At 68.3% G+C, this 25022-nt stretch carries 21 protein-coding genes; 10 read left to right on the top strand and 11 right to left on the bottom strand.

The features are described 5' to 3' along the window. Nucleotides 1-4: 4 nt before the first annotated feature. From CMC5_RS26345 to CMC5_RS26335, 3 genes are all read left to right on the top strand, one after another. Nucleotides 5-1282 (top strand): MFS transporter, encoded by a 1278-nt coding sequence (locus CMC5_RS26345; protein ID WP_050433003.1) that lies wholly within the window; start codon nucleotides 5-7, stop codon nucleotides 1280-1282. Between the two features lie 90 nt (nucleotides 1283-1372). Then, complete coding sequence (locus CMC5_RS26340) at nucleotides 1373-2074, top strand: DUF4386 family protein (RefSeq protein ID WP_050433002.1); 702 nt, start codon at nucleotides 1373-1375, stop codon at nucleotides 2072-2074. Nucleotides 2075-2091: 17 nt separating this feature from the next. Further along, a complete protein-coding gene (locus tag CMC5_RS26335; protein ID WP_082362810.1) occupies nucleotides 2092-3462 on the top strand; it encodes an MFS transporter in 1371 nt (456 codons plus the stop codon). Between the two features lie 81 nt (nucleotides 3463-3543). On the opposite strand, the gene CMC5_RS26330 is transcribed toward CMC5_RS26335, so the two are convergent. Further along, nucleotides 3544-4698, bottom strand: coding sequence for a hypothetical protein (locus CMC5_RS26330; protein ID WP_050433000.1), 1155 nt, complete (start codon nucleotides 4696-4698; stop codon nucleotides 3544-3546). Between the two features lie 184 nt (nucleotides 4699-4882). Between CMC5_RS26330 and CMC5_RS26325 the strand changes: the two genes are divergently transcribed. Beyond that, a complete protein-coding gene (locus CMC5_RS26325) occupies nucleotides 4883-5875 on the top strand; it encodes a hypothetical protein (RefSeq protein WP_050432999.1) in 993 nt (330 codons plus the stop codon). A gap of 60 nt (nucleotides 5876-5935) precedes the next feature. Here CMC5_RS26325 and CMC5_RS26320 read toward each other — a convergent pair whose 3' ends face one another. The 3 genes from CMC5_RS26320 to CMC5_RS26310 are packed head-to-tail and all read right to left on the bottom strand — an operon-like array spanning nucleotide 5936 to nucleotide 7801. Next, a complete protein-coding gene (locus CMC5_RS26320; protein WP_050432998.1) occupies nucleotides 5936-6373 on the bottom strand; it encodes a hypothetical protein in 438 nt (145 codons plus the stop codon). Then, nucleotides 6366-7202: an SRPBCC family protein gene (locus CMC5_RS26315; protein ID WP_082362809.1), complete on the bottom strand. Its 837-nt coding sequence runs from the start codon at nucleotides 7200-7202 to the stop codon at nucleotides 6366-6368. The genes CMC5_RS26320 and CMC5_RS26315 overlap by 8 nt, the downstream gene beginning before the upstream one ends. Beyond that, a complete protein-coding gene (locus CMC5_RS26310; protein WP_050432997.1) occupies nucleotides 7193-7801 on the bottom strand; it encodes a winged helix-turn-helix domain-containing protein in 609 nt (202 codons plus the stop codon). Before CMC5_RS26310 ends, CMC5_RS26315 begins: the two co-directional genes overlap by 10 nt. A gap of 166 nt (nucleotides 7802-7967) precedes the next feature. Here CMC5_RS26310 and CMC5_RS26305 point away from each other — a divergent pair, with 166 nt between their 5' ends. Both CMC5_RS26305 and CMC5_RS26300 read left to right on the top strand, forming a co-directional pair. Beyond that, nucleotides 7968-8621, top strand: a complete 654-nt coding sequence (locus CMC5_RS26305; RefSeq protein ID WP_050432996.1) for an ArsR/SmtB family transcription factor — start codon at nucleotides 7968-7970, stop codon at nucleotides 8619-8621. After that, entirely contained in the window at nucleotides 8621-9655 is a 1035-nt protein-coding gene (locus tag CMC5_RS26300) for a TQO small subunit DoxD (protein WP_050432995.1), read from the top strand. The genes CMC5_RS26305 and CMC5_RS26300 overlap by 1 nt, the downstream gene beginning before the upstream one ends. Before the next feature lie 53 nt (nucleotides 9656-9708). Here CMC5_RS26300 and CMC5_RS26295 read toward each other — a convergent pair whose 3' ends face one another. After that, on the bottom strand, nucleotides 9709-10467 hold the full coding sequence (locus CMC5_RS26295; protein WP_050432994.1) for an SDR family oxidoreductase: 759 nt from the start codon (nucleotides 10465-10467) through the stop codon (nucleotides 9709-9711). A 109-nt stretch (nucleotides 10468-10576) separates the two neighbouring features. On the opposite strand from CMC5_RS26295, the gene CMC5_RS26290 reads away from it, so the two are divergent. Further along, complete coding sequence (locus CMC5_RS26290; protein ID WP_050432993.1) at nucleotides 10577-11476, top strand: AraC family transcriptional regulator; 900 nt, start codon at nucleotides 10577-10579, stop codon at nucleotides 11474-11476. A 20-nt stretch (nucleotides 11477-11496) separates the two neighbouring features. On the opposite strand, the gene CMC5_RS26285 is transcribed toward CMC5_RS26290, so the two are convergent. Continuing rightward, entirely contained in the window at nucleotides 11497-12405 is a 909-nt protein-coding gene (locus tag CMC5_RS26285) for a LysR family transcriptional regulator (protein WP_050432992.1), read from the bottom strand. Nucleotides 12406-12600: 195 nt separating this feature from the next. Here CMC5_RS26285 and CMC5_RS26280 point away from each other — a divergent pair, with 195 nt between their 5' ends. The 3 genes from CMC5_RS26280 to CMC5_RS26270 all read left to right on the top strand — a co-directional run bounded on the left by CMC5_RS26280 (nucleotide 12601) and on the right by CMC5_RS26270 (nucleotide 16579). After that, nucleotides 12601-13671, top strand: coding sequence for an SDR family oxidoreductase (locus CMC5_RS26280; protein WP_050436146.1), 1071 nt, complete (start codon nucleotides 12601-12603; stop codon nucleotides 13669-13671). 171 nt (nucleotides 13672-13842) lie between these two features. After that, on the top strand, nucleotides 13843-15081 hold the full coding sequence (locus tag CMC5_RS26275) for an acetyl-CoA acetyltransferase (protein WP_050432991.1): 1239 nt from the start codon (nucleotides 13843-13845) through the stop codon (nucleotides 15079-15081). Nucleotides 15082-15106: 25 nt separating this feature from the next. Further along, entirely contained in the window at nucleotides 15107-16579 is a 1473-nt protein-coding gene (locus CMC5_RS26270) for a carotenoid oxygenase family protein (RefSeq protein WP_050432990.1), read from the top strand. A 6-nt stretch (nucleotides 16580-16585) separates the two neighbouring features. On the opposite strand, the gene CMC5_RS26265 is transcribed toward CMC5_RS26270, so the two are convergent. From CMC5_RS26265 to CMC5_RS26245, 5 genes are read right to left on the bottom strand one after another with little or no spacing between them, the layout of a single operon-like run. Then, a complete protein-coding gene (locus tag CMC5_RS26265) occupies nucleotides 16586-18211 on the bottom strand; it encodes an FAD-binding oxidoreductase (RefSeq protein ID WP_050432989.1) in 1626 nt (541 codons plus the stop codon). Further along, nucleotides 18208-22410: a non-ribosomal peptide synthetase gene (locus tag CMC5_RS26260; RefSeq protein WP_050432988.1), complete on the bottom strand. Its 4203-nt coding sequence runs from the start codon at nucleotides 22408-22410 to the stop codon at nucleotides 18208-18210. Before CMC5_RS26260 ends, CMC5_RS26265 begins: the two co-directional genes overlap by 4 nt. After that, nucleotides 22407-23567, bottom strand: coding sequence for an HAD-IIIC family phosphatase (locus CMC5_RS26255; RefSeq protein WP_050432987.1), 1161 nt, complete (start codon nucleotides 23565-23567; stop codon nucleotides 22407-22409). The genes CMC5_RS26260 and CMC5_RS26255 overlap by 4 nt, the downstream gene beginning before the upstream one ends. A 7-nt stretch (nucleotides 23568-23574) precedes the next feature. Beyond that, the gene (locus CMC5_RS26250) at nucleotides 23575-24708 is read right to left on the bottom strand and encodes an acyl-CoA dehydrogenase family protein (protein ID WP_050432986.1); all 1134 of its coding nucleotides are present in this window, start codon (nucleotides 24706-24708) and stop codon (nucleotides 23575-23577) included. Nucleotides 24709-24737: 29 nt separating this feature from the next. Then, nucleotides 24738-25010, bottom strand: coding sequence for an acyl carrier protein (locus CMC5_RS26245; RefSeq protein WP_050432985.1), 273 nt, complete (start codon nucleotides 25008-25010; stop codon nucleotides 24738-24740). Nucleotides 25011-25022: the final 12 nt, after the last annotated feature.

The raw sequence follows: 25022 nt of genomic DNA, 5'->3' as shown, positions 1-25022 counted from the left end.
CCGGATGGCACAGCATACGGAGCAGCGCAACGAGCGCGCGTTTACAGCAATCTGGCTGGCACAGTGCATCTCCTTTCTCGGGTTCGAGATCGTGGGCTTCGCGGCGGGGGTCTGGGTCTACCAGCACACCCGGTCCGTGCTGCTCTTCGCCCTGACGGTCTTCTTCAATGTGCTTCCCCTGGCACTCGTACCGCGCCTCGCCCAGATGCGTGTCGTGCGTCGGCACCAGCGTCTGGGGATGGTCTTGGGCGAGGCCGGAGCAGGCATCAGCACACTGGCCCTGGCGGCGTTGCTCTTCAGCGGAAAGCTGGAGACGTGGCATGTCTTCGTGGCGAGGCTGGCGATTGCGAGCAGCTGTGCGATTCAGCGTGAAAGCCTGAGCAGCGCCATTCAGCAGAGGATCGCCGAACCGCGAAGGGCGCGGGCCAACGGAATGGTCGACATCGGTCGAGTGATCGGCATGATCGTCTCCCCTCCGCTGAGCGCCGTGCTCATCACGGGCTTTGATTTCGAGTCGGTGTTCTGGGCTGGTTCTGCCACCTATCTTCTCTCCTTGGTCACGCTCGCGGGGGTGACCATGGGGCCGCTTCAGTCAGGTCCTGGGGTCGCTTCGACGCCGCAGAGCAGCGAGGGAAGAAAGCGCGCGCGGTCCTTCCTGGTCGCACATCCGGGTCTGCTCTGTTTGATGTTGTTCTTCGCCTTCACGAATCTGGTCATGGGCGTCGTGTCGGTGTTGCTCACGCCACTCGTGCTCGGCTTCTCGTCCATCCTGACGCTGGGGTTCGTTGCTTCGGCCGCGGGAGGTGGGGTGCTCATTGGCTCGGTTCTGGGGGGTCGCATTCGAGGGCCGGCGCAGCGCGTCCACGGGGTCCTTGCGCTGTCCGTCGTCCAGGCAGTGTTCCTGGTCGTCGGTGGTCTCATGCCGACCACGCCAGTGATCACGCTGGTCACCTTTCTGTTCCTTTGCTGCGTGCCGATCATGGTCTCGTTCGCTCAAGGCATCTGGAAGAGCAAGGTGCCCGAGGCCCTCGAGAAAGACGTGCTCGCCGTCCGAGAGGGCATTGCGTGGTGCGCGCTGCTCCTGGGTTATCTCGTGGCCGGGCCGCTCGTCGACCATGGCATCGAGATCCCTCGACTCATCGCTTCCTCTGGCGTCGCCCTCTTGCTGATCACGATCGTCGGCTTCCTTCAACCACGTCTTCGCCGTGTCGAGAAAGAGATCAGGGACACGGCGGGCCACGATCCGAGCGAAGCATCCGCGCACGCGGATGAGACGGCATGAGGCATGGGCGAGCACAGAGCGTGACCGAGGTGCTCGACCGCAACGCATGGTCACGGACAGACAACCCGTACACCCGTGGAGAGACACCTCATGGAAGACAGCTCGTTGAGAAGGCTCGGGGGCACCGCCTCCATCGCGCTGGGCGCGTCGTACCTCCTCGTCGGCGCGACCATCTTGATGGACCCGCTTCGATCGGTAACCACCCTCCAGGCATTCTGGACGACATTCGTCGAGACGCCCTGGTTTCGCCTGACGACCCACATGCTGTTCGCGCTCGGTGCCCTGTGTGGCATCGCTGCGGTCCCAGGCATCTCGAGTCTGGTACGCCGGGGGAACGAAGGCTGGGTCCGGTGGTCGATGAGCGTCGGCACCATGGGCTTCGCCGTCACTGCGGTCAGCAAGTTTCGTGAGTTCTCTGTCGAGCCGCTGATCGCGCAGCGTTACGTCGAAGGGACCGACATCACGCGCGCCGTCATCACATCGACGCCCCAGATCGGTCTCGATCCCTACGGGTTCTTTCGCTACGGAGCCATCGGCGCGTGGATCTTCGTGATCAACCTCGTCGCGCATCGTGAAGGTGCGTGGCCCAAGGCGCTCGCGTACCTCGGGCTTGCGGGATCGGTCCTGTACTGGTTGGTCCCGATCGGGAACCTCTTCGGCATCCAGATCGCCATGGTCATCGAGGCGGCGGTTGCGCTCATCGGAGGTGTCATCATCGGGCCCGTGTGGTTCATCTGGGCTGGCCGGGTCGTGCGTAACAGCGCTGCCAGCGACGCATCTCGCGAAACCTGATCCCCTCCCCACGACCCATGGACGCTCGGGGCATGCGCTGGTTTCTTCCCCTCTGGCTCGGTCAGTCGGTCTCGCACCTGTGCTCTGGCCTCATCGGCTTCGCCCTGGGTGTCTGGGTGTATGAACAGACAGGATCGATCACACGCTTCGCGCTCATCGCGCTGTTCACCACCCTTCCGGGCATCGTTCTCTCACCCTTCGCAGGCGTGCTGGTCGATCGGTGGGACCGCCGCCGTGCGATGATGCTGGGGGATGCGGGAGCGGCAGGGTGTGCGTTGATCACCGCCTTGCTTTTGCGGCAAGGCAGCCTCACCGCCTGGCATGTCTGCGCGCTGATGGGAGTGACATCGATCTTCAGCGCCATTCACTGGCCAGCCTTCTCGGCCGCAACCACGCTTCTGGTGCCGAAGCATCTACTCGGTCGCGCCAGCGGGATGGTGCAGCTCAGCCAGGCCATCGCCCAGATCCTGGCCCCCATGTTCGCGGGGCGGCTGCTCTCGCTGGTTCGGCTCGACGGCGTTCTTCTCCTCGGCGTCGTCTGCTACAGCGTCGCGATCGGGACCGTGCTTCTCGTTCGCATGACAGGCAGAGTCGCTCCTGCCGCTCCCGTAGCGGGAAGATCGTCGATCCTCCAGGAAGCACGAGAGGGCTGGACGTACATCGTCGTCAGGCCTGGGCTGCTGGGGCTGCTGATCTTCTTCGCGATCATCAACTTCTCGATCGGTATGGTTCAGGCACTCGTCACGCCGCTCATCCTGAGCATGGCTTCCACCGAGGTGCTCGGGGTCGTGCTCTCCATCGCGGGCGGCGGGATGCTCGCTGGCAGTGTGCTGATGAGCCTCTGGGGAGGACCGAGACGGCGCGTCCGAAGCATCCTTGCGTTCACTCTGGTGCAAGGCGGCATGCTGTTCGCCGTCGGGCTCGTTTCAGGGGTGACGACGGTCGCGATCGGAGCCTTCTTTTTTCTATTCTGTACACCAATCGTGATCGGAGCCAGCCAGGCCATCTGGCAGAGCAAGGTAGCGATTGCCCTTCAGGGGCGCGTCTTCGCTGTCCGAAGGATGATCGCGTGGTCCACGACGCCGCTCGCGTACCTTCTCGCAGGCCCGATGGTGGAGCATATTTTCAAGCCTCTCGTGAGGGTCATGGACCTCTCCGCACCGGTCCACGAGGGCACACCAGCGGAAGCCGGGCCCGCCATAGGTCTGCTGTTCGCCGCACTTGGTCTTTGCACCGCCCTGGCAGCCGTCGCCGGTTGGTTCTCTGCCCGCCTTCAGAGGGTCGAAGAAGAGCTACCGGATGCGGTCGCCGACGAGATGCTTGGCTCCAGCAGCGAAAGCTCCACGCCCCCCGTCGAAGCGAGCGTTTCTCGCCAGCCTGTTGCATGATCGACGCTACCCAGGTGTGCACGGGGAGGGCATGACGTCGTCGGGGGCGGTCTGCTGAGGAGGGATCGTGAACCCTTTCCGTCAGATCGACACCTCGGCCCCGGCGGTCGCTCCTTCGCAGAGCGCCCGGAGATGTCCTTGTGAAGGCACCTGCAAATCGAGCAGCGCGAGCGCCAGGGCCTCTTCGGCGGGGGTCACGGACGCATCGATGGAACTCGGTGGTCGAAGCCCGCGGTCGAGGCGCGCCGTCATGGCTTCACCTCCGGAGAGGGCATCGTCGACGGACACCAGATTGAGCCACCCTGGGCGTGAGAGCTCGTCCTCGTAAAGTGGGTGAACGCCTGTCAGCGCCCGGTAGTACATCACGCCGACCGCCAGGAGGTCGGCTGGATGGGGCTCCCCACGCTCCACCGCCACGTCGACGAGGAATCTCCCTGCCCGCGTCGACGTCCAGCGCCCTGCGTCGGTCGTCCCGACCTTGAACGGCGGGGCGAAGTCCGAGCGCGTCATGCTCTCGCGGAAGCTGTGCCAGTGGTCCCGCAATGTGGCGCCCTCCCCGAGGGGAGGGGTGATCGCGTAGGGCGGGAGCACGGGGTAGGTGTCGACGTTGGTGATGAAGGTGAGGACATCGGAGCCCCGGCTGGCGCCACGCTCCGGCAGGTGACGGAGCACCAGGGCGCCTGGATCGATCAGCGCGAAGCGGTCCTCGACGGGGGCCACGAGCAGGTTCGACGCCTCGACGTCTCCGTGCAGCACCGTGGCGATCGCGTCCCAGAGGGCAGGGATCATCCGGGGCAGGAGCCGGCGCTGTGCGGGCAGCGGGAGGGAGCCGAGCGGCGCTCCTTCCAGCAGCGGCATCAACAGGCCCGGCAGCCCGCGCCGCCCGCCCACCTCGCACCGGATCAGCCCCAGGGCGGCGTGGTTCCAGCTTGCGGCGGCGGCGTGGAGGCGACGGATCTCGTCGCGTAGGAGTAACTCGCCTACACCCTCCGCGTCCTCGACGTCAGCCACCTCGTTGTCGGCCATCAGCCGGGTAAGGGAGCCGCCGTGGCACCGGACGTCCCAGTCCGTCGTGGCTCCTCCCAGAACGCGCGACGCGAGGAACAGGTTCTCGTGCCCCGGTCCGCTGGGCATGGCGCGGTCGCTGGGGACCTTCAGGGCGAGCTTGCGCCCGCCCACCTCCACCTCGTGGACATCGAAGTGCGTGCCCGCGTGGATCAGCCTGATCAAGCGCATCGCCCAGAGTGCCTCGCTCTCCCACCGCGCTGCGTGATGCTCGATCTATACAACCTGGGGCATCCCGCCGTCGACGCATTCATGCGGGACACCGTCATGACCGGCCGGAGCGAACCTCGGCCGCGTCCAGGGGGGGCACGCCGACGCGGAGGACCCGGGGCAGCCCACAGGATATCCTGGGCGGGTGGACACACTCCGCTCCGAGTTCTCGGCTGATGCTCTGCGCTCGCTCGCCTGGGCAGGGGACGATCTCGTGGACTGGATCGGGGGGCGGCGCATCCGGATGGACGGATGTGTGGAGCGGTTCGGCACCGGCTACACGTACCGCTTCGATGCGGTGGTCGGCCTGGGGGAGGTCGGGGTGATGTTCGAGGCGTGTGGGACCAAGGGGCGCGTGGTGCGCTCCAATGGCGCCCTCGCCTCGGCGCAGTTCGTGCCGCTCGGCATCGAGGAGCTGCGAGAGATCGATCGAAGCTTTTACTGCGCCGAGAATGTCGCGTTCCCTGTCTGTGTGTTCACGCTCCCCGACGGGCGGAGCGCCCTGGCGCACGCCCCGCGGAGCTACAACGAGCTGGAGATCGAGCTGCTCGACGGCACGCCGCTCACGCGCCGCCAGGGGACGTGCGACGACGTCTTCCACGCGCGGCTTTCGGTCTCTCCCGATGGCCGCTGGCTCCTGTCGAACGGCTGGGTGTGGCACCCGTGGACGGTCGCCCAGGTGTACGACGTCGCCCGGGCGCTCACGGAGCCGACGCACCTCTCCGGGCCGGGACTGGCGCTGGATTTCGGCGCGTCGTTCAAGGGGGAGGCGGAGGCGGCCGTGATCTCCGGGGATCGGCTGATCGTGTCGGGAAGCGCCGAGTGTCCGATGCTCTCCGTCGTCGAGCTGCCGAGCGGGAAGCTCCAGGCGGCCCACCCTCTCCGCGTGTCGCTGGGGACTCAGCTCGTGGCCTGGGGGCGAGACCACGTGCTCGCCCTCGATGGCGAAGTCCGCGTCGTGGCCCTCGCCGACGGTGAGGTCGTCACGACGCTCGACGCCGACACCCGCGGCTCGTCACGCCCCGCGATCCCCACGGCGCCGCCGAAGCCGCCGTACATCGCGATCGATCCGGTCCGCCCTCGGCTCGCGATCGGTCGCGCCACGGGCGAGATCGTGACCTTCACGCTGTCGTCGTAGTGCGAGGGGCCGAGGAGGCGAGGTGAGGCGACGCGGGGCGGGGGCGCCGGTCCGGGCCGATCAAGGGCCGAACACGAGTCCCCAGGAGAGGATCGCCCACGCGATGATGATCGCCAGCGAGCTGAGCCCGGCCACGGACGCCGCGACGATCTGCGCAGGGCGGCCCGCGAGCACGAACGCATTGATCCCCGCGCCGCGGAGCAGATACGGCGTGGGGTTCGTCCACCCGCCGAACACGAGGAGCAGGGCCACGGCAAGCGACCGTGTGCTCGACCAGGTGTTCATCGCGAACGCGGCGCCCCACTGCATGAAAGCCAGCATCAGCCAGTCCAGGTGGGCGGCGAGGAGCGACTTCATGTTCACGCGTGGCGCGAGCCGCTTCCCCCAGGGCTGCATGGGGATGAGCATGTAGACCCCGAGGAGCGACGACACCAGGACCTGAAGCGCACCGTTGGCCGCGAGCAGGCGCACCGGATCGGAGAGCACGTGCTCACTCATGCGCGTCGGTGGGTGCTGCGTGTGCCGGCAACTCGGGAGGGAACTGTTCTCCGAACCATGCTTTCCACGAAGCCTCCACGCGCTCGGCGATGGCGAGGGCTTCCTCGCCGTAGAGGAACGCGCGGAACGTCAGGTAGACCCGGCCGCCCATGGCGAGCGCCATCAGGAAGGCGCTCCCCCGCGTGGGTTCGTCGAGCTGGAGGAGGACCTGCTCCGGCCACTCGGCCTGACCGGCGTAGACGACGGTGCCCGCGAGCGGTGGCGTGCCCGCCGTGGTGCTGACCCGAGCCCCCTCGGCGAGGGACGAGAACCCGAGCGCTCGGGTGAGCGTGCTCCAGGCTTCGGGCTTCGGGGCGGCGGAGACGCCCATGACCTGGAACGAGGCGCAGGGCTGGCCGCTGAAGCTGGCGAGGTAGAGCCGCAAGATCCGGAACGCCGAGAGCCAGCCGCCGGTGTGGCCCTCGAACTGATCGTCCCACTCGTCGGTGCTCGCGAACCAGCGATGGACGACGCGCACGGTACACGTGCCTCCGGCGCGGGTCTCGACGGTCCACTCGGTCGCGACGGTGCCGGGTTGCTCGGTGGTCTCGGCGGCGAAGCGGCGCGGTGGCTCCCAGTCCGTGATCGTCGCGACCGAGTCCATGCTCCCGTCGGGGCTGAAGTGGGAGACCGTGGTGCCGCCTTTCCGCTCCTCGAGCTCCGTCGGCACGAACCAGGCGGAGATCCCGGTGCCGGTCGCGACGGCGCGCCATACCTCTTCGGGGGTCCCGGGGACCTCGACCTCGACTTCGACGGAACGATTGCCGGATGCGTCCTTCTTCACGGGCATGATGGATCCTTCTCCGAAGGTGTCTGGGGCAGCGGATGCGCCACGAGCACCAGGCGATGGGGGCGGCCACCGGGCGCGGCCTCATCGTGGTAGCGCGCGACGAGCGTGTTGATGGCGTGGGTGAGATCCCGGGTGAACGCGGCGCGGTCTGCCGCGGATCGGAACCTGATCTCGGTGTCGATCGACAGGGAAGCGAGGTGCTTGCCAGCCTCCCTGGCGCCTCGCCAGAGGTCGCCGACCTCGCGGACGATGCGGGCGCCGAGCGCGATGAGGTAGCTCGCCGAGAGCCGATCCGCCGAGCGCGCGGGATCCGCAGCGACCGGGCCGAGCGCCTTCGGGGAGACCACATAGGAGGCCGCGCTCGCGACCAGCAGGCGCTCCTTAAGCCCGCCCCAGCGCCGCTCTTCGGCGACGTGCATGAGCTTGTGCTCCTCGAGAACGCGCAGGTGATAGTTGATCTTCTGCCGCGCGATGCCGAGCCGCCCTGCGAGCGCCGCAGCCGACGCTGGCGTCGAGAGTTCCGACAGCAGCCGGCTCCTCACCGGATCGAGGACGGCTGCCGCCGTCTCTGGATCCTCGATGACCTCGACGTCGAGCATGGTCGTAACCTACTTTGACAAATGTTTTTGTCAAAGGTTTTAAAGCGGGTTTGGGGGGATATATGGCGCGGAGCGGCTCGCTGGATCCGTGGGGCGCAGCGACCGTGAGCCCCCGTCGCCCCCTTGGCTGGTTTGACAACAATCAAATAGCTGTTTGATTGTTTGGATGAGCGGCAACGATTACCTCTACGCGGGGCTGGCGAGTCTGGCGGCGAGCCTCTCCAGTCCGACGCGCTTGCGCGCCTTGCACCTCCTTTTTCAAGGGGCGAAGTCCATCGGTCGACTGGCGGAGCTGCTCGGCGAGAGCGAGGCCAACATGGCGGCCCACATGAAGGCGCTGCGTGCGGTCGGTCTGGTCACGGCGTGCAGGCAAGGCAAGTACGTCTTCCAAGAGGCGAACCGGGAGTGCGGGTTGCGCCTGTTTCTCGCGCTCCGGGGGGCTGGTGAGGTCCTGGTGCCGGCGGTGCGGCTGCTGGAGCAGGAGGGGGGGGACGAGAGTGCCTCCGCGCTGCGTGCCGAGGCGCTGGAGGAACACGTGGGCCCACGCCGCGCGTTGCTGGCCGACCTGCGACCGCTGGACGAGTACGAGGCGGGGCACCTCCCAGGAGCCAGCTCCGTGCCGTTCGCGTCCCTGGATGCCCGCCTCCAGGAGCTGCCGAAACGCCGGCGTATCCTCGTGTACTGTCGCGGTAAATACTGCCCGAATGCCCGCCGTGGGACGCTGCTGCTTCGGCAGCACGGCCTGCGCGCCGAGCGTCTGCAGTTCGGGGTCCCCGAGTGGCTGGCGAGCGGGCGTGCGCTCGTCGAGGGGTCGGGGTGATGGCGGCGCTCACAAAGACGTCGCTTCAGCCTGCCCTTGCGTTGCTGCCCATCCGGCTCGTGACAGGGTGGCTGTTCTTCTCGGCGTTCCACCGCCGCGTGGTGCTCGATGCCGCGAAGCTCGTGCCTGGGGCGCCGGGGTACGTGGGCGAGAAGTTCAACCAGTTCATGCCGGGCTCGATCCTCGGGGTCGACCAGCTCATCGCGGCGCTTCTCGACCGACCCGATGCGCTCCAAGCGTTCCTCTGGAGCTTCACGATCATCGAGGCCCTGGTGGGGCTGGCGCTGATCCTCGGGCTCGGGACGCGTCTCGCCGCGTTCGGTGTGCTGATGCTCTCAGCCAAGATCCTGTTCGGCTCCGGGTGGCTCGGGCCGACCTGCCTCGACGAGTGGCAGATCGGTGCGTTCGGGATCGCGGGCGGGGCGACGCTCATGATGGGGGGGGCCGGGCCGCTGTCCCTCGACGCCTGGCTCTTCCGGGCGCGTCCAGCCCTGGTTCCGCGCGGGTGGCTGCGCCGGCTGGCCGATCCGTCGCCTTCACCCTCCCTCGCGGCGGCAGGAGCGCTCACGCTCTTCAGCGTCGTCGTGACCCTGGCGACGAACCAGGTCTTCTACGGTGGGCTGTGGGGTGAGCTGCACAATGACTCCGTGCGCCCGCGTGTCGATGTGCTCGAGGCGCGTCTCGATGCGGAAGGCGACCTGCGGCTCACGATCGAGCGACCCGCCGGGCCTGAGACGTACGGCGCGTTCCTCGTCGAGGTGCGTGTGCTCGACGCGGGAGGCGAGGTGGTGCGCCGTCATGACGCCCGCGTGCTCGCGGCGCTCTCGCCCGCTCAGCTCGACAACCGCTGGCTGGTGAAGGTGCGACCTGGGCCTCACGGCCTGGTGGTCCCTCTCGGGGCGAGGGCGACGTTCCGCTTGCCTGGCGCGGAGGGAGCGCCCGCGCTGTCGCCAGGGACCTACCGCGTCGAGCTGGAGGACGTGAGCGGGCTCCGCTGGTCGCACGCGGTCGCGCTGGAGCGCGCCGAGAGCTGAGCCGAGGGGGCAGGTCGGGCGGGGGCCTTGGGCGTCGAGCACTCCAGCGAGGCTCAGAACTGGGACATCCCGCCGTCGACCACGAGTTCTTCTGCCGTGGTGAAGCTCGCGTCGTCGGAGGCCAGGTAAAGCACGGCGCGCGCGATCTCGGCGGGGGTGCCCATGCGCTTCATCGGAATGGCGCTGGCGATGCCCGTGAGGATGGCGTCGCGCGTGGCGGCGTCCGGGATGTCCCGGGTGAGGAGCGTGGTGGCAATGGGCCCGGGGCTGACGGCGTTGACGCGGATGCCACGCTCCACGAGCTCGGCGGCGAAGCTGCGCACGAGCGCGCGCAGGGCTGCCTTGGTGGCGCTGTAGACCGAGAGCGCCGGGTAACCGACCTGGTTGACCATCGAGGTGTTGATCACGATCGAGGCCGGACTCCCGAGCAGCGGGAGGGCCTGCTGGACCGTGAAGAAGGCGCCCTTGACGTTGATGTCGAACAGCTCGTCGAAAAAGTCTTCCGTCACGTCGGCGATCGGTGCGCTCTTCGAGACGCCAGCGTTGACGAACAGCACGTCGAGGTGGCCGAAGCGCTGCTCGACTGCCTGGAAGAAGGCCTTCACGTCGTGGATGGAGGTGACGTCCCCGGCGAAGCCGAGCGCGTCGGCGCCGAGAAGGGCGGCGTGCTCGGGGGTGGCTTCGTCCCGTCCGAAGATGGCGACGCGGGCGCCCTCGGCTCGAAATAGCTGGGCAGTCGCCAGGCCGATGCCACGATTCCCGCCCGTGATCGCCGCGACCTTGCCCGTGAGTTTTCCGTGTGTAGCGTGCATCTGGAGTGCTCCTTGGCTGGGCCCAGACCCTAGGAGCGGAGGTCGCGGCCACGGTAGCCGCATCCTCTGGCATCCTTGCCCATTCCTCCACTGACGCTCCGAAGCGAAGATGACCAGCCAGCCCGAGCTCGTGCGTGCAGCTCTGAAGTACGGAAGTCGCCCAGGTTTCAACGCCACACCACTGCCAGCGCTCGAGGTGGTGAGAAGCGATCGGCCGACGGGGCCGGAGTACGCCGTGGCGCGTCCGGTGCTGTGCTTGATCGTTCAAGGAGCCAAGGAGATCTCGGTCGCGGGAAAGCTCTTTCACTACGACCCCAGCCACTACCTGGTGACCTCGGTGGCGGTGCCGCTCGTCGGTCGGGTGACGTCGGCCAGCGCGCAAGCACCGTACCTGTGCCTGGTGTTGACGCTGGAGCAGGCTGCCATCTACGACGTGCTCAGCCGCTCGTCGGCGCCTCTTCGTCCCACGTCGCGACGGGACTATCACGGCGCCGTGTTCGTCGAGGCGGTACAGCCGTCGCTGGGAGACGCCTTTTTGCGCCTGCTCCAGTCGCTCGACGAGCCGCACGAGCGGGACATGCTGGCTCCGCTCTACGTGCGCGAGATCCTGTTCCGGCTGCTGACCTCACCGTACTCCGCGACGGTCAGGGAAGTCGGGACCGCCGGGAGTCCAACGCGCCGCATCGGCAAGGCGATCGACGTGCTCAGGGCCAACTTCACCCGACCGCTGCGGGTGGCGAGCCTGGCCAGGGCGAGTGGCATGGGGCTCGCCTCGTTTCACCAGCACTTCAAGCAGATCACGACCCTGAGCCCGCTTCAGTTCCAGAAGCAGTTGCGGCTGCACGAGGCGCGTCGCCTGCTCCTGGCCGAGGCCCTGGATGCAGCCAGCGCCGGGTACCAGGTGGGTTACGAGAGTCCTTCCCAGTTCAGTCGTGAGTACGCGCGGTTGTTCGGCTTGCCTCCCAGGGAAGACGTGAAGCGCTTCATCGCGCAGCATGGCGGCGGGTGAGGCGTTCTGGCCAGCGAGCGTCACGAGAGCCGGACGTTGGCGACGAGGTAGTCGAGGAAGGCGCGCACGCGGGCAGGCATCTTGCCGTCGTGGCCCAGGAACACCGCGTGTGCGGCCAGGGTGTCGCCCGGGTTGTGGGCTTCGAGCAGGGGGACGAAGGCGCCGGTGTCGATGTCCGGCTGGACCTGGAACGCTCCCAGCCGGGCGATGCCCAGGCCGGCGAGTGCGAGGCGGCGCATGGCCTCGCCGTCGCTGACGAGGGTGTTCCCGGTCGGGAGGAACAGGCTCGTCTTGCGCGCGCGATCGCGAAAGGGCCACCCCTTGGTGTGGCGCGCGAAGCAGAAGCCGAGGCAGTTGTGTTTCGCGAGGTCGGCTGGCTTCCGTGGCTGGCCATGGTGTTCGAGGTACGCCCTGGAGGCCACGACCACCATGCGGCTCTCCCCCAGCTTTCGTGCGACGAGGCGGGACTCTGCCAGGTGGCCGAGGCGAATGGCGACGTCGGCGTGGGCCTCGAACAGGTCCACGACGGTGTCCGTCAGTGCGAGGTCGAGCGTGATGTGAGGATGGGCGGCAAGGAACGCGGGGATTCGGGGCAGGAGGCAGTGCACGCCGAAGGGGACGTTCGCGTTCACCCGGAGTCTTCCGCGCGGCGTGAGCCCGGGGGAGATCTCGCGTTCGGCGGCGTCGATGTCGGCCAGGATGCGCGCGCTGCGCTCGAAGTAGACGGTCCCCTCGGGGGTGAGCTGGACGTGGCGCGTCGAGCGGTTGAAGAGGCGCACGCCGAGGCGCGTTTCGAGCCGGCCCACCATCTTGCTCACCGCAGAAGGCGTCATGCGCAAGGCACGCGCAGCCGCCGAGAAGCTGCCCAGTTCGACGACGCGAACGAACACCGTCATGTCGCCGGAGCGGTTGATCTCTCTGTGCGCCACTGTGACCTCACATCACAAGTCCTGTTCCAGTAGAGACGCTAGTTCACAAGTCGGCCCCGGGCCATACAGGGGACATGCTCACGGCGTCGCCGCGCGCTCACCGTCGGTGGGGGCGCGTGCGGCCCCCGCCTGGCCGGGCGTCTGGGGTCGAGGCGAGGCAGGGTGGAGCAGGCCTCGGATCGGAAAGGGTTCGCCATGCTCGAAAAGCGCGCACTGATCGTCGGCGTGACCGGCATCGTTGGGAACAACCTCGCTCGTCGCTTGGCGGACGAGGGGGACTGGGCAATCTGGGGCGTCTCTCGCCGTCGCCCCCGCGGCTTCTCGGCCGTCACCTCCCTGGAGGTGGATGTCCTCGATGCCGCTGCGACGAGGGAGGCGCTCGCGGCCGTCGCGCCGACGCACGTCTTCTTTGGTGCGTGGGTGCGCACGCCGACCGAGACCGAGAACTGCCGCGTCAACGGCGCGATCGTGAAGAACGTCCTCGATGCCGTGACAGCGGGCGGGTCGTCCGTTCGCCACGTGGCACTCGTGACGGGCACGAAGCACTACCTCGGGCCCTTCGAGTCCTATGCGCAGAACCATCCCGAGACGCCCTTCCGTGAAGACCAGCCGCGTCTTCCGGGAGAGAACTTCTACTACGTGCAGGAGGACGTGGTCTTCGAGCATGCCGCGCGCAGCGGCTTCGGCTGGAGCGTCCACCGGCCGCACACGATCGTCGGCTACGCCGTCGGCAACCTCATGAACCTCGGTGTCACGCTGGCGACGTACGCCTCGATCTGCAAGGCCACGGGGAGACCGCTCCTGTTTCCTGGCTCGAACGCGCAGTACACGGGGCTCACGGACGTGACCGATGCCCGCCTCCTCGCGCGCCACCTCCTCTGGGCAGCGACGACGCCCGCGGCACGGGACGAAGCGTTCAACGTCGTCAACGGCGATGTCTTTCGATGGCAGCGGCTCTGGTCTGCCATCGCCCGCTACTTCGAGGTCGAGGTGGCACCCTACCCTGGGGAAGGGACACCGCTCGCGCGTCAGCTCGAGGGCGCGGGGGCCGCCTGGGAGCGGCTCGTCGCGGAGCACCGACTCCAGCCGAACGCCCTCGAACACCTCGCCTCCCCCTGGCACACGGACGCCGATCTCGGACGCCCGTTCGAGTGCCTCAACGACATGTCGAAGAGCCGACGTCTCGGCTTCTCGGTCTATGAAGACAGCGAGCGTTCGTTCTTCGATCTGTTCGATCGGCTCAGGCAAGAGCGGATCATCCCGTGATGGCCACCCGGCGGGCCGCTGGTGAGGGAGGAGTACGATGGAAACGCGACGTCTGGGTGCATCAGGCTTCGCGCGGCTCAACCCGGCGCCCGTCTCGCTCCCTGGTGGGGCGGGCTCCGAGCAGCGGCCGCGCACCCAGACATCGCCAGGAGGGTGGTGTAGGCTGTCGCCGTGCCGACGCCGGTCTTCTTCCTCGGGGGCGTGCAGACCGACTTTGTGCGGAACGTGGCGCGCGAAGGCCAGGAGCTCTCGGCGCTCGTCCGTGAGGTGACGCTCGGCGCCGTGGAGGATGCGGCGCTGGATCTGCGGCAGATCGAGAGCATCCACGTAGGCAACGCCTTTGGCGAGCTGTTCACCGGGCAGGCCCAGATGGGCGCGCTGCCGGCGACGGTGGTCCCGGAGCTTCGAGGGGTCCCTGCTGCGCGTCACGAGGGGGCCTGCGCGTCGGGGAGCCTGGCGATCCTGGCGGCCTCGGCGGAGATCGAGGCTGGCCGCTACGACTGCGTCCTCGTGGTGGGCGCCGAGCAGGAGCGGAACGTGCCTGGAGAGCTGGCCGCGCGCCACCTGGGCACGGCGGCGTGGACGGGGCACGAGGGCCAGGACGCGCGGTACATGTGGCCGGCGATGTTCTCCCGCCTCACGGAGGCCATCCAGGCCCGCACGCCGGGCAGGCCGACGCGCGCCCACCTCGCAGCGATCGCGCGGAAGAACTTCGCCAACGCCCGGAAGAACCCCTGCGCGCAGACGAGGGCGTGGCAGTTTGGAGAGCGGTCGTTCGAGGACGACGACGAGGCGAACCCGGTGGTCACGGGGCAGGTGCGGCGCCAGGATTGCGGGCAGGTGACCGATGGCGCGGCCGCCATCGTGCTTGCGTCAGGGGCCTTCGCCGAGGCGCATGCGCGGCGAACGGGGCGGCGCCCGGAGGCGCTCCCGCGCTTGCTCGGGTGGGGGCACCGGACGGCGGAGCTGTCGCTGGAAGAGAAGCTGCGTCGGAGCGCGGGGGAGCCGTACCTGATCCCGCACCTGCGCGCAGCGGTGACCGACGCCTACCGGCGAGCGGGGGTCGCCGGGGCGTTCGATCTGTCGGGCATCGAGACCCACGATTGCTTCACGGTGACCGAGTACCTCGCGCTCGATCACCTCGGCATCACGGCCCCCGGGGAGGCCTACCGCGCCATCGAGGAGGGCACATGTGAGGCGGGAGGGCGGCTTCCGGTCAACCCCAGCGGGGGACTCATCGGCCTCGGTCACCCCGTGGGCGCGACCGGGGTGCGCATGGCGCTCGATGCCTGCAAGCAGGTCGCTGGCCGTGCCGGGGACACGCAGGTGCCTGGAGCGAAGCGCTTCGGGACCCTGAACATCGGCGGGAGTGCGACGACGGTCGTCAGCTTCGTGTGGGGTGTGCCCTGAAGAGGGGCGCAGGAGAGGAGCCAGCATGCGCGTCGAGATCGTGAAGCAGTACACCTCCCGGCTGCCTGCGGAGGATCCGCACCCGTACCGCACGGGGGCCTGGCGCCCGAACACGGTGGAGGTCGACGCCTACGATCTCGACGTCGTAGCGGGAGAGATCCCGGCGGATCTGGAAGGGGTCTACCTGCGGAACACCGAGAACCCCCTCTTCGATGCGCTCACGGGCCGCTATCACCCGTTCGATGGTGACGGGATGCTCCACGCCATCCGCTTCGAGGGAGGCAAAGCCGACTACCGGAACCGGTTCGTGAAGACGGAGGGGCTGCTCGCCGAGCTGGAGGCCGGGGAGACGCTCTGGGCCGGGATCCTCGAAGCGCCCGCCCTCTCGAAGCGCGACGGCTGGGGAGCGAGGACGCGGATGAAGGATGCGTCGAGCACCGACGTCCTCGTCCACCACGGTGTGGCCCTGTCGACGTTCTATCAGTGCGGTGAGGCGTACCAGCTCGACCTGGAGACGCTCGCGCCGCGCGGCACGGCGAACCTGCACCACCCGAGCTTCCCGAAGGGGGCGACGATCTCGGCGCATCCCAAGGTGGACGAGGCGACGGGCGAGCTTCTCTTCTTCAACTACGCGGCGGAAGCGCCCTACTGCCACGTTGGCATCGCGGACGCTGGGGGCACGCTGGCGCGGGTGATCCCGGTGCCGTTGCCGGGGCCGCGGCTGCCCCACGACATGGCCTTCACCGAGCGCTTCGCCATCATCGGTGATTTCCCGCTCTTCTGGGATCCGGCCAAGCTGGCGCAAGGGTCCTACCGCGCGCGTTATTTTCCGGACCTCGGTACACGCTTCGCGCTGGTCCCGCGCGACGGCCAGGGGGCCATCCGGTGGTTCATGGCGTCACCCACCTACGTGCTCCATTTCTCGAACGCTTACGAGGAGGGAGATGCGGTGATTCTGGAGGGGTATCACCAGGGCGCGCCGATCCCCGAGCGGACGCCGGACGATACGCCCATCTCGACGTTCATGAAGAGCCTCGACATGCACGCCATGAAGACCCGTCGCCATCGCTGGCGCTTCGATCTGACCACCGGGGAGACGAAGGAAGCGCCGGTCGACGACGAGTGCTCGGAGTTTCCGACCATTCACCAGGGCTATGGCGGAAAGAAGCACCGCTATGTCTATGCGGCCGTGGGGGAGCCTGGGTTCTTTCTCTTCAGCGGCCTTCTGCGCACCGACGTGGAGACGGGCGCGAAGGCGATCCATCGCTTCCCGAAAGGGGTGTTCGCGAGCGAGGCGCCCTTCTGTCCTCGCAAAGGCGCGACCGAGGAGGACGACGGTTACGTCGTGACGTTCACGACCGACGTGGTGAACGATGTGTCGGAATGCCAGATCTTCGATGCCCGAGGCATCGAGCGAGGTCCGATCGCCCGGGTGCGGCTGCCGATGCGGATCTCCAGCGGGACCCACGCGACATGGGCCCCCCTCTCCCGCCGCTGAAGCGCTTCAGTTGTCCGCGGGCGGCCACTCGTGGCGGAAGTCGTAGCGTCCAGGGGCGAGGATGTCGTCTGGATCGAGCGCACGCTTGAGCGCCCCGACGACCGTGCCATAGCTGGACTGCGCGGCCGGGAGGGCGCTCTGAGACTGGATGCCGAGACGGTAGGGCAGGTAGCCCTGTGCGGCGAGGCGATCGAAAATGTCCTGGTAGCAGGCCATGGCGCGGCCATCTTCGCCAGGCAGCTCTCGGTCGTACATGAGCGCGACGACGATGTTCGCGCAGCGCTCGGTCGCGAAGATGACGGAGATGCCAGGTTCGAAGGCATGGGCGAGCGCGCGCTCGCGGACGATGCGGAGCGCCGTCCCGACATGCTTGCCCGTGGAGGGGACCGCCGGGGCGAGCCAGATGGCTCCGCAGCGATCGCGGTCGGGGTCGGTCTGCTCGGGAGGGGGCGCCTTCTTGCGCCAGTACGCGCTGCGAATGTTCCGCTCCATGGGGATGCCGAGGTGGGGGCTCTGTTCGTAAGCGCGGACGACCTCGCTCAGGTCGAAGCCGGTGAGGCGCTGGACGGGACGCTGCAAGAGGCGCGCGACGCGGGCGGCACGCTGGCCGACGAAGGAGAGCTTGTCGACGTGAGGGTGGAGGGCCTTCCGGATCACCGCGCGCTCGGCGGCGATCTGGTCCTGGCTCGCGGCGAGGATGGCTCCCCCTCCGAGCCAGGCGGCGCCTCCCCAGGCGCGCCGGAGCTTGGCGAGGAGCGCTTCGGGGAGCGGGGTCTTTCCGGCGGCCTCTTGCCAGGGGTACTGGCCCTTCATGGAGACCAGCTTGTAATCGTTCCACAAGCTCACGCTGGCGCGCGGGAGGCCCTGCAGCTTGAGGTCACGGATGATGTCGGTGACGGCCTCGACGCGTCGCTCGTCACGGAGGCGGAAGTAGAAGATCTCGTGGTGTCTGGGGCGCGGGGCGAGCCAGATGGTCATCCGGGTGACGATGCCCAGGTTCGACTGGGTGAAGAGGCCGTCGAGCTGGGGACCGATGCCCCAGCGGTGGATGGACGCGGTCTGCGCGCCAGGAAAGCGACCGAATCCCGTGTTGAGCCGCTCGCCATTGGGGAGGACGACCTCGATGTTGCAGATGTGCGCGATGCGTTCCGCGTTGACGCCGGCGCCGAAGCCGCGATCGCAGATGTTGCCGACGACGCTGGAGTCGGGCGTGCTGCCGGTGACGCTCAGCATGAGCCGTGAGCCTCGGTCGTTCAGGTAGGCGACGAGCTGGCGCATGGTCACGCCGGGCTCGATGGCGACGTAGGCGAGCTCCTCGTTGAAATCGAGGATCCGGTTCATGCGGGCGAGGCTGAGGACGATGGCGCCGTCACTCGTCGGGACACGGGAGCCATAGCCCCAGTTCTTGCCGGTGCTGACGGGATAGAGGGGAACCCCGTGCTCGCGCGCGATGCGCACGCAGGCCTCGACCTCGGCCGCGCTCCCGGGGCTGATGATGGCAGGGATCCGGTGGGTCGTCGCGAAGGTGGCTGTCTCGGCCGCGGCGCGGGCGGATTCGTCCGTGCTGACGTGCGCTGTGCCGAGCACCTCACGGAAGGCTGCGAGTGCTCGTTCCAGGGGCTGTGTGTTCATGACTCTCCGTTGGACAGGCCGGGGGCAGTGGGGTGCGCGGCGGGCGTCACGCGCGTCGTGGTCGTCGACGAGGGGTGAGGGGATGCAGCGGCGTCGGCCGCGTCGAGGCGTGCGCGGAGCCGCGAGGCGAGGAGGTCGCCCTGCGCCGTGAGGAGGGAGTAGTGATCGCCCGGCAGGACGTCGAGCGTGAGCCCGCCCAGCGCGAGTTCGGTCCAGCCGAGATCCGGGCTGCCGGTGGACCAGCCGCGGGGATCGTTGCCGCAGAGGAGGGTCGCGCGGAGGGGAGCCGGGCGCGGCGCGTAGCGGCAGTGGGCGACGAGGTTCGCGCGGAAGACCTGGAGCATCTGGTCGAGGCTTGCCTGGTCGAGGTCCGCGGGGAGCAGGCCCGCGTGACGCGCACGGTCGAGGAGGAAAGCAGGGCGTTCGGAGGGCTCCGCGTGGGCGAGATCGTCGTCCCAGGAGGGGAGAGCGATGCCTGCTTGGCGGGCGAGATCGAAGAGGAGCAGGGAGACGAGGGTGGTGTCGTCGATGCCATCGGGGAGATCGATGGAGGTGATGGCGTGGGAGTCGATGAGTGCGAGCAGCGCGACGGTCTCGCCCTCTTCCTGGAGGCGCCTGGCCATCTCGAAGGCGATGCAGCCGCCCATGGACCAGCCACCGAGGAGGTAGGGGCCTCGTGGCTGCTGCTCGCGGACCGCTTCGAGGTACAGCGTCGCCATCTCGTGGACGTCGTCGCTGGGTGCGCGCTCTCCCTGGAGCCCCGGGGACTGGAGACCGTAGAAGGGGCGATCCTGGCCGAGGCGTCGCGCCAGATCGACGTAGCAGACCACGCTGCCGCTGACGGGGTGGACACAGAAGAAGGGGGTTTTGTCGCCGCGAGGTTGGATGGCGACGAGCAGAGAGCGCTGGCGTGGTGGGGCCTTCTGGCGCAGCTTCCTGGCGAGCTGGTCGATGGTTGGCGCCTGGAACAAGGTGGACACGGGGAGGGCGATGCGGAGGCGCTGGCGGATGCGGGCGACGAGGCGGGTGGCGAGCAGGGAGTGCCCGCCGAGGTTGAAGAAGTCGTCATGGACGCTGATGGGGCGAACGTTGAGGAGATCTTCCCAGATCTGGGTGAGTTCGAGCTCGAGGGCGTCGCGCGGGCCCGTGGGGGCCTCCTGGCGGAGGTGGTTGGTGGTGTCGGGCGCGGGCAGCGCGCGCAGGTCGACCTTGCCGTTGGGCGTGAGGGGGATGGTCTGGATCGGCACGAAGGCGCTCGGCACGAGGTGGCGTGGGACGCGCTCGCCGAGGTCGTCCCGTAGCGCCTGGAGGCTGGGGAGCGGCTGGTCGACGACGTCGGCGGGGACGAGGTAGGCGACGAGCTGGGGGTCCCCGTTGGGGTCCGGTCGGGCGATGACGAGCGCCGCCTTGACGGCAGGGTGCTCGCAGAGGGCCGCCTCGATCTCGCCTGGCTCGATGCGGATGCCGCGGATCTTGATCTGGGCGTCGGCGCGACCCAGGTAGTCGAGCTGGCCGTCCAGGAGGTAGCGAGCGCGGTCGCCGGTGCGGTAGAGGCGCGCCCCTGGCTCGTCGCTGAAGGGGTCCGGGAGGAAGCGGTCGGCGGTGAGGGCGGGCTGGTGGAGGTAGCCGCGGCAGACCTGGGGGCCTCCGAGGTAGACCTCTCCCGGGACGCCGGTGGGAACGGGTTCGAGGTGGGGGTCGAGGACGTGGACGCGGACATAGCGGAAGGGGCGCCCGATGGGCGGGGAGTTGAGGAGGGCGTCGGTGGGTGAGATGCCTTCGTCGTGGGGGGATTCGAGCGCTGCCGACGGGGCGCTGACGCCGAAGGTGGCGCCGATGGTGCTCTCGGTGGGCCCGTAAGCGTTCACGAAGCGGCGGCCTCGCGCCCAGTGGTTCGCCAGCGCCGGGGGGCACGCCTCACCCGCTGCGACGAGCGTGCGGAGCGCCGGGAGCGGGGTGAGGGGGAGGGTGGCGAGCACCGAGGGGGAGATCGTCGCGACGGAGATCTCGGCCGACTTGAGGAGGCGCAGGAGTTCTTCGCCTGCGATGACGGGCTCTGCAGGGCCGAGCCACAAGGTGGCGCCCGCGGTGAGCGCGGTGAAGATCTCGGAGGCGGAGGCGTCGAAGCTGAACGCGGCCCCCTGCAATACACGGCTGTCGGGGCCGATCTGGAAGGCGTCGAGCTGGGACTCCACGAGGGCCGTGAGGCCGCGGTGGGTGATCATGGCGCCCTTCGGGGTGCCGGCAGAGCCCGACGTGAAGATGATGTAGGCGAGATCGTCGGGGTCAGGGGAGGCGTGGAGGTCGCGCTCTTCGGTGGGGGGGTCTTCGACGCAGAGGAGGCGCGCGTCGGTCGCCGGCAGGTGGTGACGGTGCTGGCGTTGCGTCACGACGAGCGGGACCCGTGTCTGACGGATCAAGCTGGCGAGTCGGGGCTGGGGGTGGCGCGGGTCGAGAGGGACGTAGGCGCCGCCGGCTTTGAGGATGCCGAGCGCCGTGATGATCATGTCGGGGGAGCGATCCATGGCGATCCCGACCGGCGTGCCAGGGCCGACGCCCGCGGCGCAGAAGCGACGTGCCCAGGCCGTCGCCCGCTCGTCGAGGCTGCGGTAGGTGATCTTCTCGCGGTTGGTGGCGATGGCGATGGCATCGGGGGTTCGCTGGGCTGCGACTTCGACGTGGTGGTGGATGCAGGTGCCGCTCCAGGTGGGCCGCACCAGGGGCTGGTGGGTGCGCTGGGCGCGCTCTTCGGGGGTGAGCCAGGTGAGCCGGCCGATGGGGCGGCTGGGCGCCGTGAGGGCGGCGTCGAGGAGACGGGTGAACTGGTCGCCGATGCGAGCGGCGGTCGCGGAGTCGAAGAGATCGGTGCTGTGCTCGAGGATGCCGCGGAGGCCGTGGTCGGTCTCGACGAGGTAGAGCGACAGGTCGAACTTGGTCGCGCCTCGGTCGATGTCGAGGAGGCGAGCGTCGAGGCCAGGGAGGTCGAACCGGGTGTGCTCGACGTTGTGGAGCCCGAACATGACCTGAAAGAGAGGCTGGCGCGAGAGATCGCGCTTCGGCTGGAGTTCTTCGACGAGCTTCTCGAAGGGCATCTCCTGGTGGGCGTAGGCGGCCAGGGTCACGTCGCGGACGCGGTCCAGCAGCTCGATGAAGGAGGGATCGCCCGAGAGGTCGACCCGCAGGACGAGCATGTTGACGAAGAAGCCCACGAGGGGTTCGAGTTCGGTGCGGATGCGCCCGGCGACGGGGGTGCCGACGGCGATGTCGGTCTGGTTCGTGTGGCGCGCGAGGAGGAGCTGGAACACCGCGAGCAGGGCCATGAAGGGCGTGACCCGGTGTTCTCGGCAGAGCGCAGGGAGCCGCTCGGAGACGGAGGCTGGGAGGGTGAAGAGGTGGGTCCGGCCCATGTGGCTCTGGACGGCGGCGCGAGGGTGGTCGGTGGGGAGGTCGAGGGGTTCGACGCCAGCGAGCTGGGCCTTCCAGTAGTCGAGGGCTTTGCGCGCTTCGTCGCTCTCCAGCCACTTTCGCTGCCACACGGCATAGTCGGCGTAGCGGAGCGAGAGGGTAGGCAGGGTGGGCGGTTCGTGGCGCAACGCCGCGGCGTACAGCGTCGAGAGGTCCCTCGTGAGCAGGTTCAGCGACCAGCCGTCGCACGCGATGTGGTGCAGAACGAGGAGCAGAACGTGCTCATCCTCGGCGAGGCGCAGGAGCCGCGCGCGTACGACCGGGCCCGTGGCCAGATCGAACGGGCGGCGGCTCTCCTCGACGCAGGCGGCGATGGCGGCCGGGAGGCGCTGCTCCTGGGGGGTGTGCGTGAGATCGTCGAGCGCCAGCGGGAAGGGTAGGGTCGGGGGGAGCACCGTCTGGCGGAGCTGGCCGCTGCCGATGGCATAGACGGTGGTGAGCACGTCATGGCGCTGGTGGAGCGCGGTCAGCGCCTGGGTGAGGGCGGCGACGTCCAGCGCGCCGCGGAGGTGGAGGGCGAGTGGCTCGTTGTAGATGGCGGTCTCGGGCTGGAGCCGCTCGAGGAACCACAGCCGCTCCTGCGCGAAGGACGCAGTGGCCTCGCTTCCCAGGGTGGAGGAGGTCAGGGCATTCGAAGGCGATTGCGCTCGCGCTTCGCCTCGCAGCCACCGCTCCAGCAGCTCCTGCTGCGCCGGGGTGAGGTCGGCGTGGACACGGCTGGAGCCGGCGGTCACAGGGCCTCCGCAGGGAGCTGACTGGGGGTGGCCGTCACGCTGGCTTCGGGAGAGGCTGCACCGCCGGAGAGTTCGCGATCCAGAAGCTCGTTGTCGAGGTGTGGCGCCGGGTCGTCGAGGAGGTGGACCTGGACGTAAGAGGGGGGCGCCTGGATGCGCGACAGGTCATTCTCGAGACGCGTCCACCGATCCTCGCGCTTCACCTCGCGGAACCCGGCGAACCGATAGGTGACGTACATCATGCGGTTCCGATCGGTCTCGACGAAGTCCGCCTGGAGCTTGGCGCCGTGGAGCTTGGCCTTCGCCATGATGTGGTTGAGCAGGATGGTGCCGACCCCGCGTGACATGACACGGCAAGACATGAGCAGAAGCTTGATGTGCCAGACCTCCTGTGTGCGGTGGACGAGGGCGAGGCCAATCTTGCCGTAATCACCGTAGACGTCGGTGAGGCTCGCGACGAACAGATCGTGGTCGTCGGAGTTCATGAACGCGCGCAGCTCGTCGTAGGTATAGGTGACGCCGGTGGTGTTGAGCTGGTTGGTGCGGACGGTCAGCTCCTCGGCGCGACGGAGGTCGTCTTCCTGGGCATGCGCCACCGTGAAGACCATGCCGAGGGTCGCCAGGAAGTCCTCGGGAGGGCCGGCGAACGCATCCTCTGCGACCTTTCGCTGGATGTCGCCGAGGTACATGAGGCGTCGTCGGGCCGAGTCTTCGGTGATGAATCGGGGGTTCATCTCGGGCATGTCGAGGAGATGGGGGAGTTCGACGGCGTCGATGCAACGGACCTGGGGAAGCGAATACGTGACCTCGCTGCGCTCGTAAGGGTCATCGTCGATGAATGCGAACGTGTCGATCCCGATGTTGAGCGCCTCTGCAATGGCCTGGATGGATCCAGCCTTCGCACTCCAGCCGATCTGAGGGTGGAGGAAGTACTCCTCGAGGCCGAGCGCCTCGAGCCGACTCGAGGCGTGGGCCGCATCGTTCTTGCTGGCGATGGACTGGAGGATGCCTCGTGCGTCCAGGGCCTTGATGGTCTCGACGACGCCCGGTCGCAGCGTGACCTGCTCATCTTCGAGGAGGACGCCGTCCCAGAGGGTGTTGTCGAGATCCCAGACGAGGCACTTGATGGACTTCTGCTTGGTGCTGGCGTTGCTCATGGGCTTCTCACAAGGGGGAGGTGCGGCTGGCGTAGTCGGCGAGCGAGATCTGGTGGAGCTGGTTGCTGCCCTCGATGATCTCCATGATCTTGGCGTCGCGGAGGAGCCGCTCGACGGGCTGATCGGCGCTGCACCCGCTCGCGCCGTGGATCTGCACCGCGTCGGTCGCGGCGCGCATGGCGGCGCGCGCGGCGAAGTACTTGGCGATGGAGGTCTCCAGGATCGCCGAGGGGTGCCGCTGGTCCTTGAGGCGTCCGGCGTTCCAGCACAGGAGCGCAGCCGCCTTGGTTTGCACGTGCATCTCGGTGAGCATGGCCCGGATGAGCTGGTGGTCGCGGAGCTTCGTGCCGAACTGGACCCGCTCTTCCGTGTACCGCGCGCTCGCTTCGAGGGCGGCATGCGCGATGCCCACCGAGCCCCAGGCCACGCTGTAGCGGCCCCAGTCGAGTGCCGACTGCGCGACGTGCGACAGGCCGAAGCCGTGCCGTGCCAGGAGGTTCTCCCGCGGGACCTCACAATTGACGAGGTCGATCTCGGCGAGCATGGAAGCCCGGGTGCCGAGCATGCCGCGGATGGGCGTGCGGCTGACCCCGGGCCGGTCGGCCTCCACGAGGACGGCGCAGGGGGCGCCCTGGCAACGGGCGAAAATGAGCAACACATCGGCGATCTCGCCGAACGTGATCCACCGCTTCCGGCCGTTCAGGATCAAGGTGTCCCCTCGCTCCTCGGCGGTCGTCTCGATGGCGCCCGGGTCGCTGCCAGCCTGGGGTTCGGTGAGGCCGAAGGCGCCCAGGGATGCGCCCCGAGCGAACGCCGGGAGCCAGCGCTCGCGCGTCGTTCGGGTCCCCCACCTGTCGATGGCGTGGATGACCATCGTGTGGACGGTGAGCAGGCTGCGCAGCGAGGAACAGCCTCGCCCGAGGGTCTCGTTCAGAAGTCCGAACGTGAGCGCGTCGAACCCTGCGCCGCCCATCTCTCGTGGGACCAGCGCGCCGAGGTAACCCGTCGCGGCCAGCGCCTGGATGGCCGCGGAGGGCATGCGCTCCTCGCGGTCCCAGGTGCCGGCATGGGGGAGGACGTGCTCCTTGATGAATGCGTCGAAGGCTTCACGCTGCGTCGTTTGCGAATCGGTCCATTCCATGGGAGCGTCCCTCTGCTGCGTCCAGTGGCTCAGTCTGCGCTGGCTGTGGCCGAGCTGCTGGAGGCCCCGCCGAGCTTCCGTTCGACGAGCGTGGTGACGGCGTTGATCGTCTGGAAGTTCTGCACGTCGAGGTCGTCGTTCTCGACGCGAATCTTGAATTCGCCTTCGATGAAGGTGATGAGCTGCATCGCGAAGAGGGAGTTCACGAAGCCCGAGCCGAAGATGTCCTCGTCGTCCTTCAGCTCATGGCCGCGGAAGTGACGAAGAATGAAGGTTTTGACGGTCTGCTTGGCGTCCGACATGGGTGCGTTCCT

Origin of the sequence: Chondromyces crocatus, assembly GCF_001189295.1 — a bacterium.
Lineage (GTDB): Bacteria > Myxococcota_A > Polyangia > Polyangiales > Polyangiaceae > Chondromyces > Chondromyces crocatus.
This window is presented reverse-complemented; position numbering and strand designations above follow the sequence as displayed.

What these genes read in the sequence shown, in the direction of transcription:
- CMC5_RS26345 (WP_050433003.1), top strand. Translation starts at nt 5, where the DNA reads ATGGCACAGCATACGGAGCAGCGCAACGAGCGCGCGTTTACAGCAATC.
- CMC5_RS26340 (WP_050433002.1), top strand. Translation starts at nt 1,373, where the DNA reads ATGGAAGACAGCTCGTTGAGAAGGCTCGGGGGCACCGCCTCCATCGCG.
- CMC5_RS26335 (WP_082362810.1), top strand. Translation starts at nt 2,092, where the DNA reads ATGGACGCTCGGGGCATGCGCTGGTTTCTTCCCCTCTGGCTCGGTCAG.
- CMC5_RS26330 (WP_050433000.1), bottom strand. Translation starts at nt 4,698, where the DNA reads ATGCGCTTGATCAGGCTGATCCACGCGGGCACGCACTTCGATGTCCAC.
- CMC5_RS26320 (WP_050432998.1), bottom strand. Translation starts at nt 6,373, where the DNA reads ATGAGTGAGCACGTGCTCTCCGATCCGGTGCGCCTGCTCGCGGCCAAC.
- CMC5_RS26315 (WP_082362809.1), bottom strand. Translation starts at nt 7,202, where the DNA reads ATGCCCGTGAAGAAGGACGCATCCGGCAATCGTTCCGTCGAAGTCGAG.
- CMC5_RS26310 (WP_050432997.1), bottom strand. Translation starts at nt 7,801, where the DNA reads ATGCTCGACGTCGAGGTCATCGAGGATCCAGAGACGGCGGCAGCCGTC.
- CMC5_RS26305 (WP_050432996.1), top strand. Translation starts at nt 7,968, where the DNA reads ATGAGCGGCAACGATTACCTCTACGCGGGGCTGGCGAGTCTGGCGGCG.
- CMC5_RS26300 (WP_050432995.1), top strand. Translation starts at nt 8,621, where the DNA reads ATGGCGGCGCTCACAAAGACGTCGCTTCAGCCTGCCCTTGCGTTGCTG.
- CMC5_RS26295 (WP_050432994.1), bottom strand. Translation starts at nt 10,467, where the DNA reads ATGCACGCTACACACGGAAAACTCACGGGCAAGGTCGCGGCGATCACG.
- CMC5_RS26290 (WP_050432993.1), top strand. Translation starts at nt 10,577, where the DNA reads ATGACCAGCCAGCCCGAGCTCGTGCGTGCAGCTCTGAAGTACGGAAGT.
- CMC5_RS26280 (WP_050436146.1), top strand. Translation starts at nt 12,601, where the DNA reads ATGCTCGAAAAGCGCGCACTGATCGTCGGCGTGACCGGCATCGTTGGG.
- CMC5_RS26270 (WP_050432990.1), top strand. Translation starts at nt 15,107, where the DNA reads ATGCGCGTCGAGATCGTGAAGCAGTACACCTCCCGGCTGCCTGCGGAG.
- CMC5_RS26265 (WP_050432989.1), bottom strand. Translation starts at nt 18,211, where the DNA reads ATGAACACACAGCCCCTGGAACGAGCACTCGCAGCCTTCCGTGAGGTG.
- CMC5_RS26255 (WP_050432987.1), bottom strand. Translation starts at nt 23,567, where the DNA reads ATGAGCAACGCCAGCACCAAGCAGAAGTCCATCAAGTGCCTCGTCTGG.
- CMC5_RS26250 (WP_050432986.1), bottom strand. Translation starts at nt 24,708, where the DNA reads ATGGAATGGACCGATTCGCAAACGACGCAGCGTGAAGCCTTCGACGCA.
- CMC5_RS26245 (WP_050432985.1), bottom strand. Translation starts at nt 25,010, where the DNA reads ATGTCGGACGCCAAGCAGACCGTCAAAACCTTCATTCTTCGTCACTTC.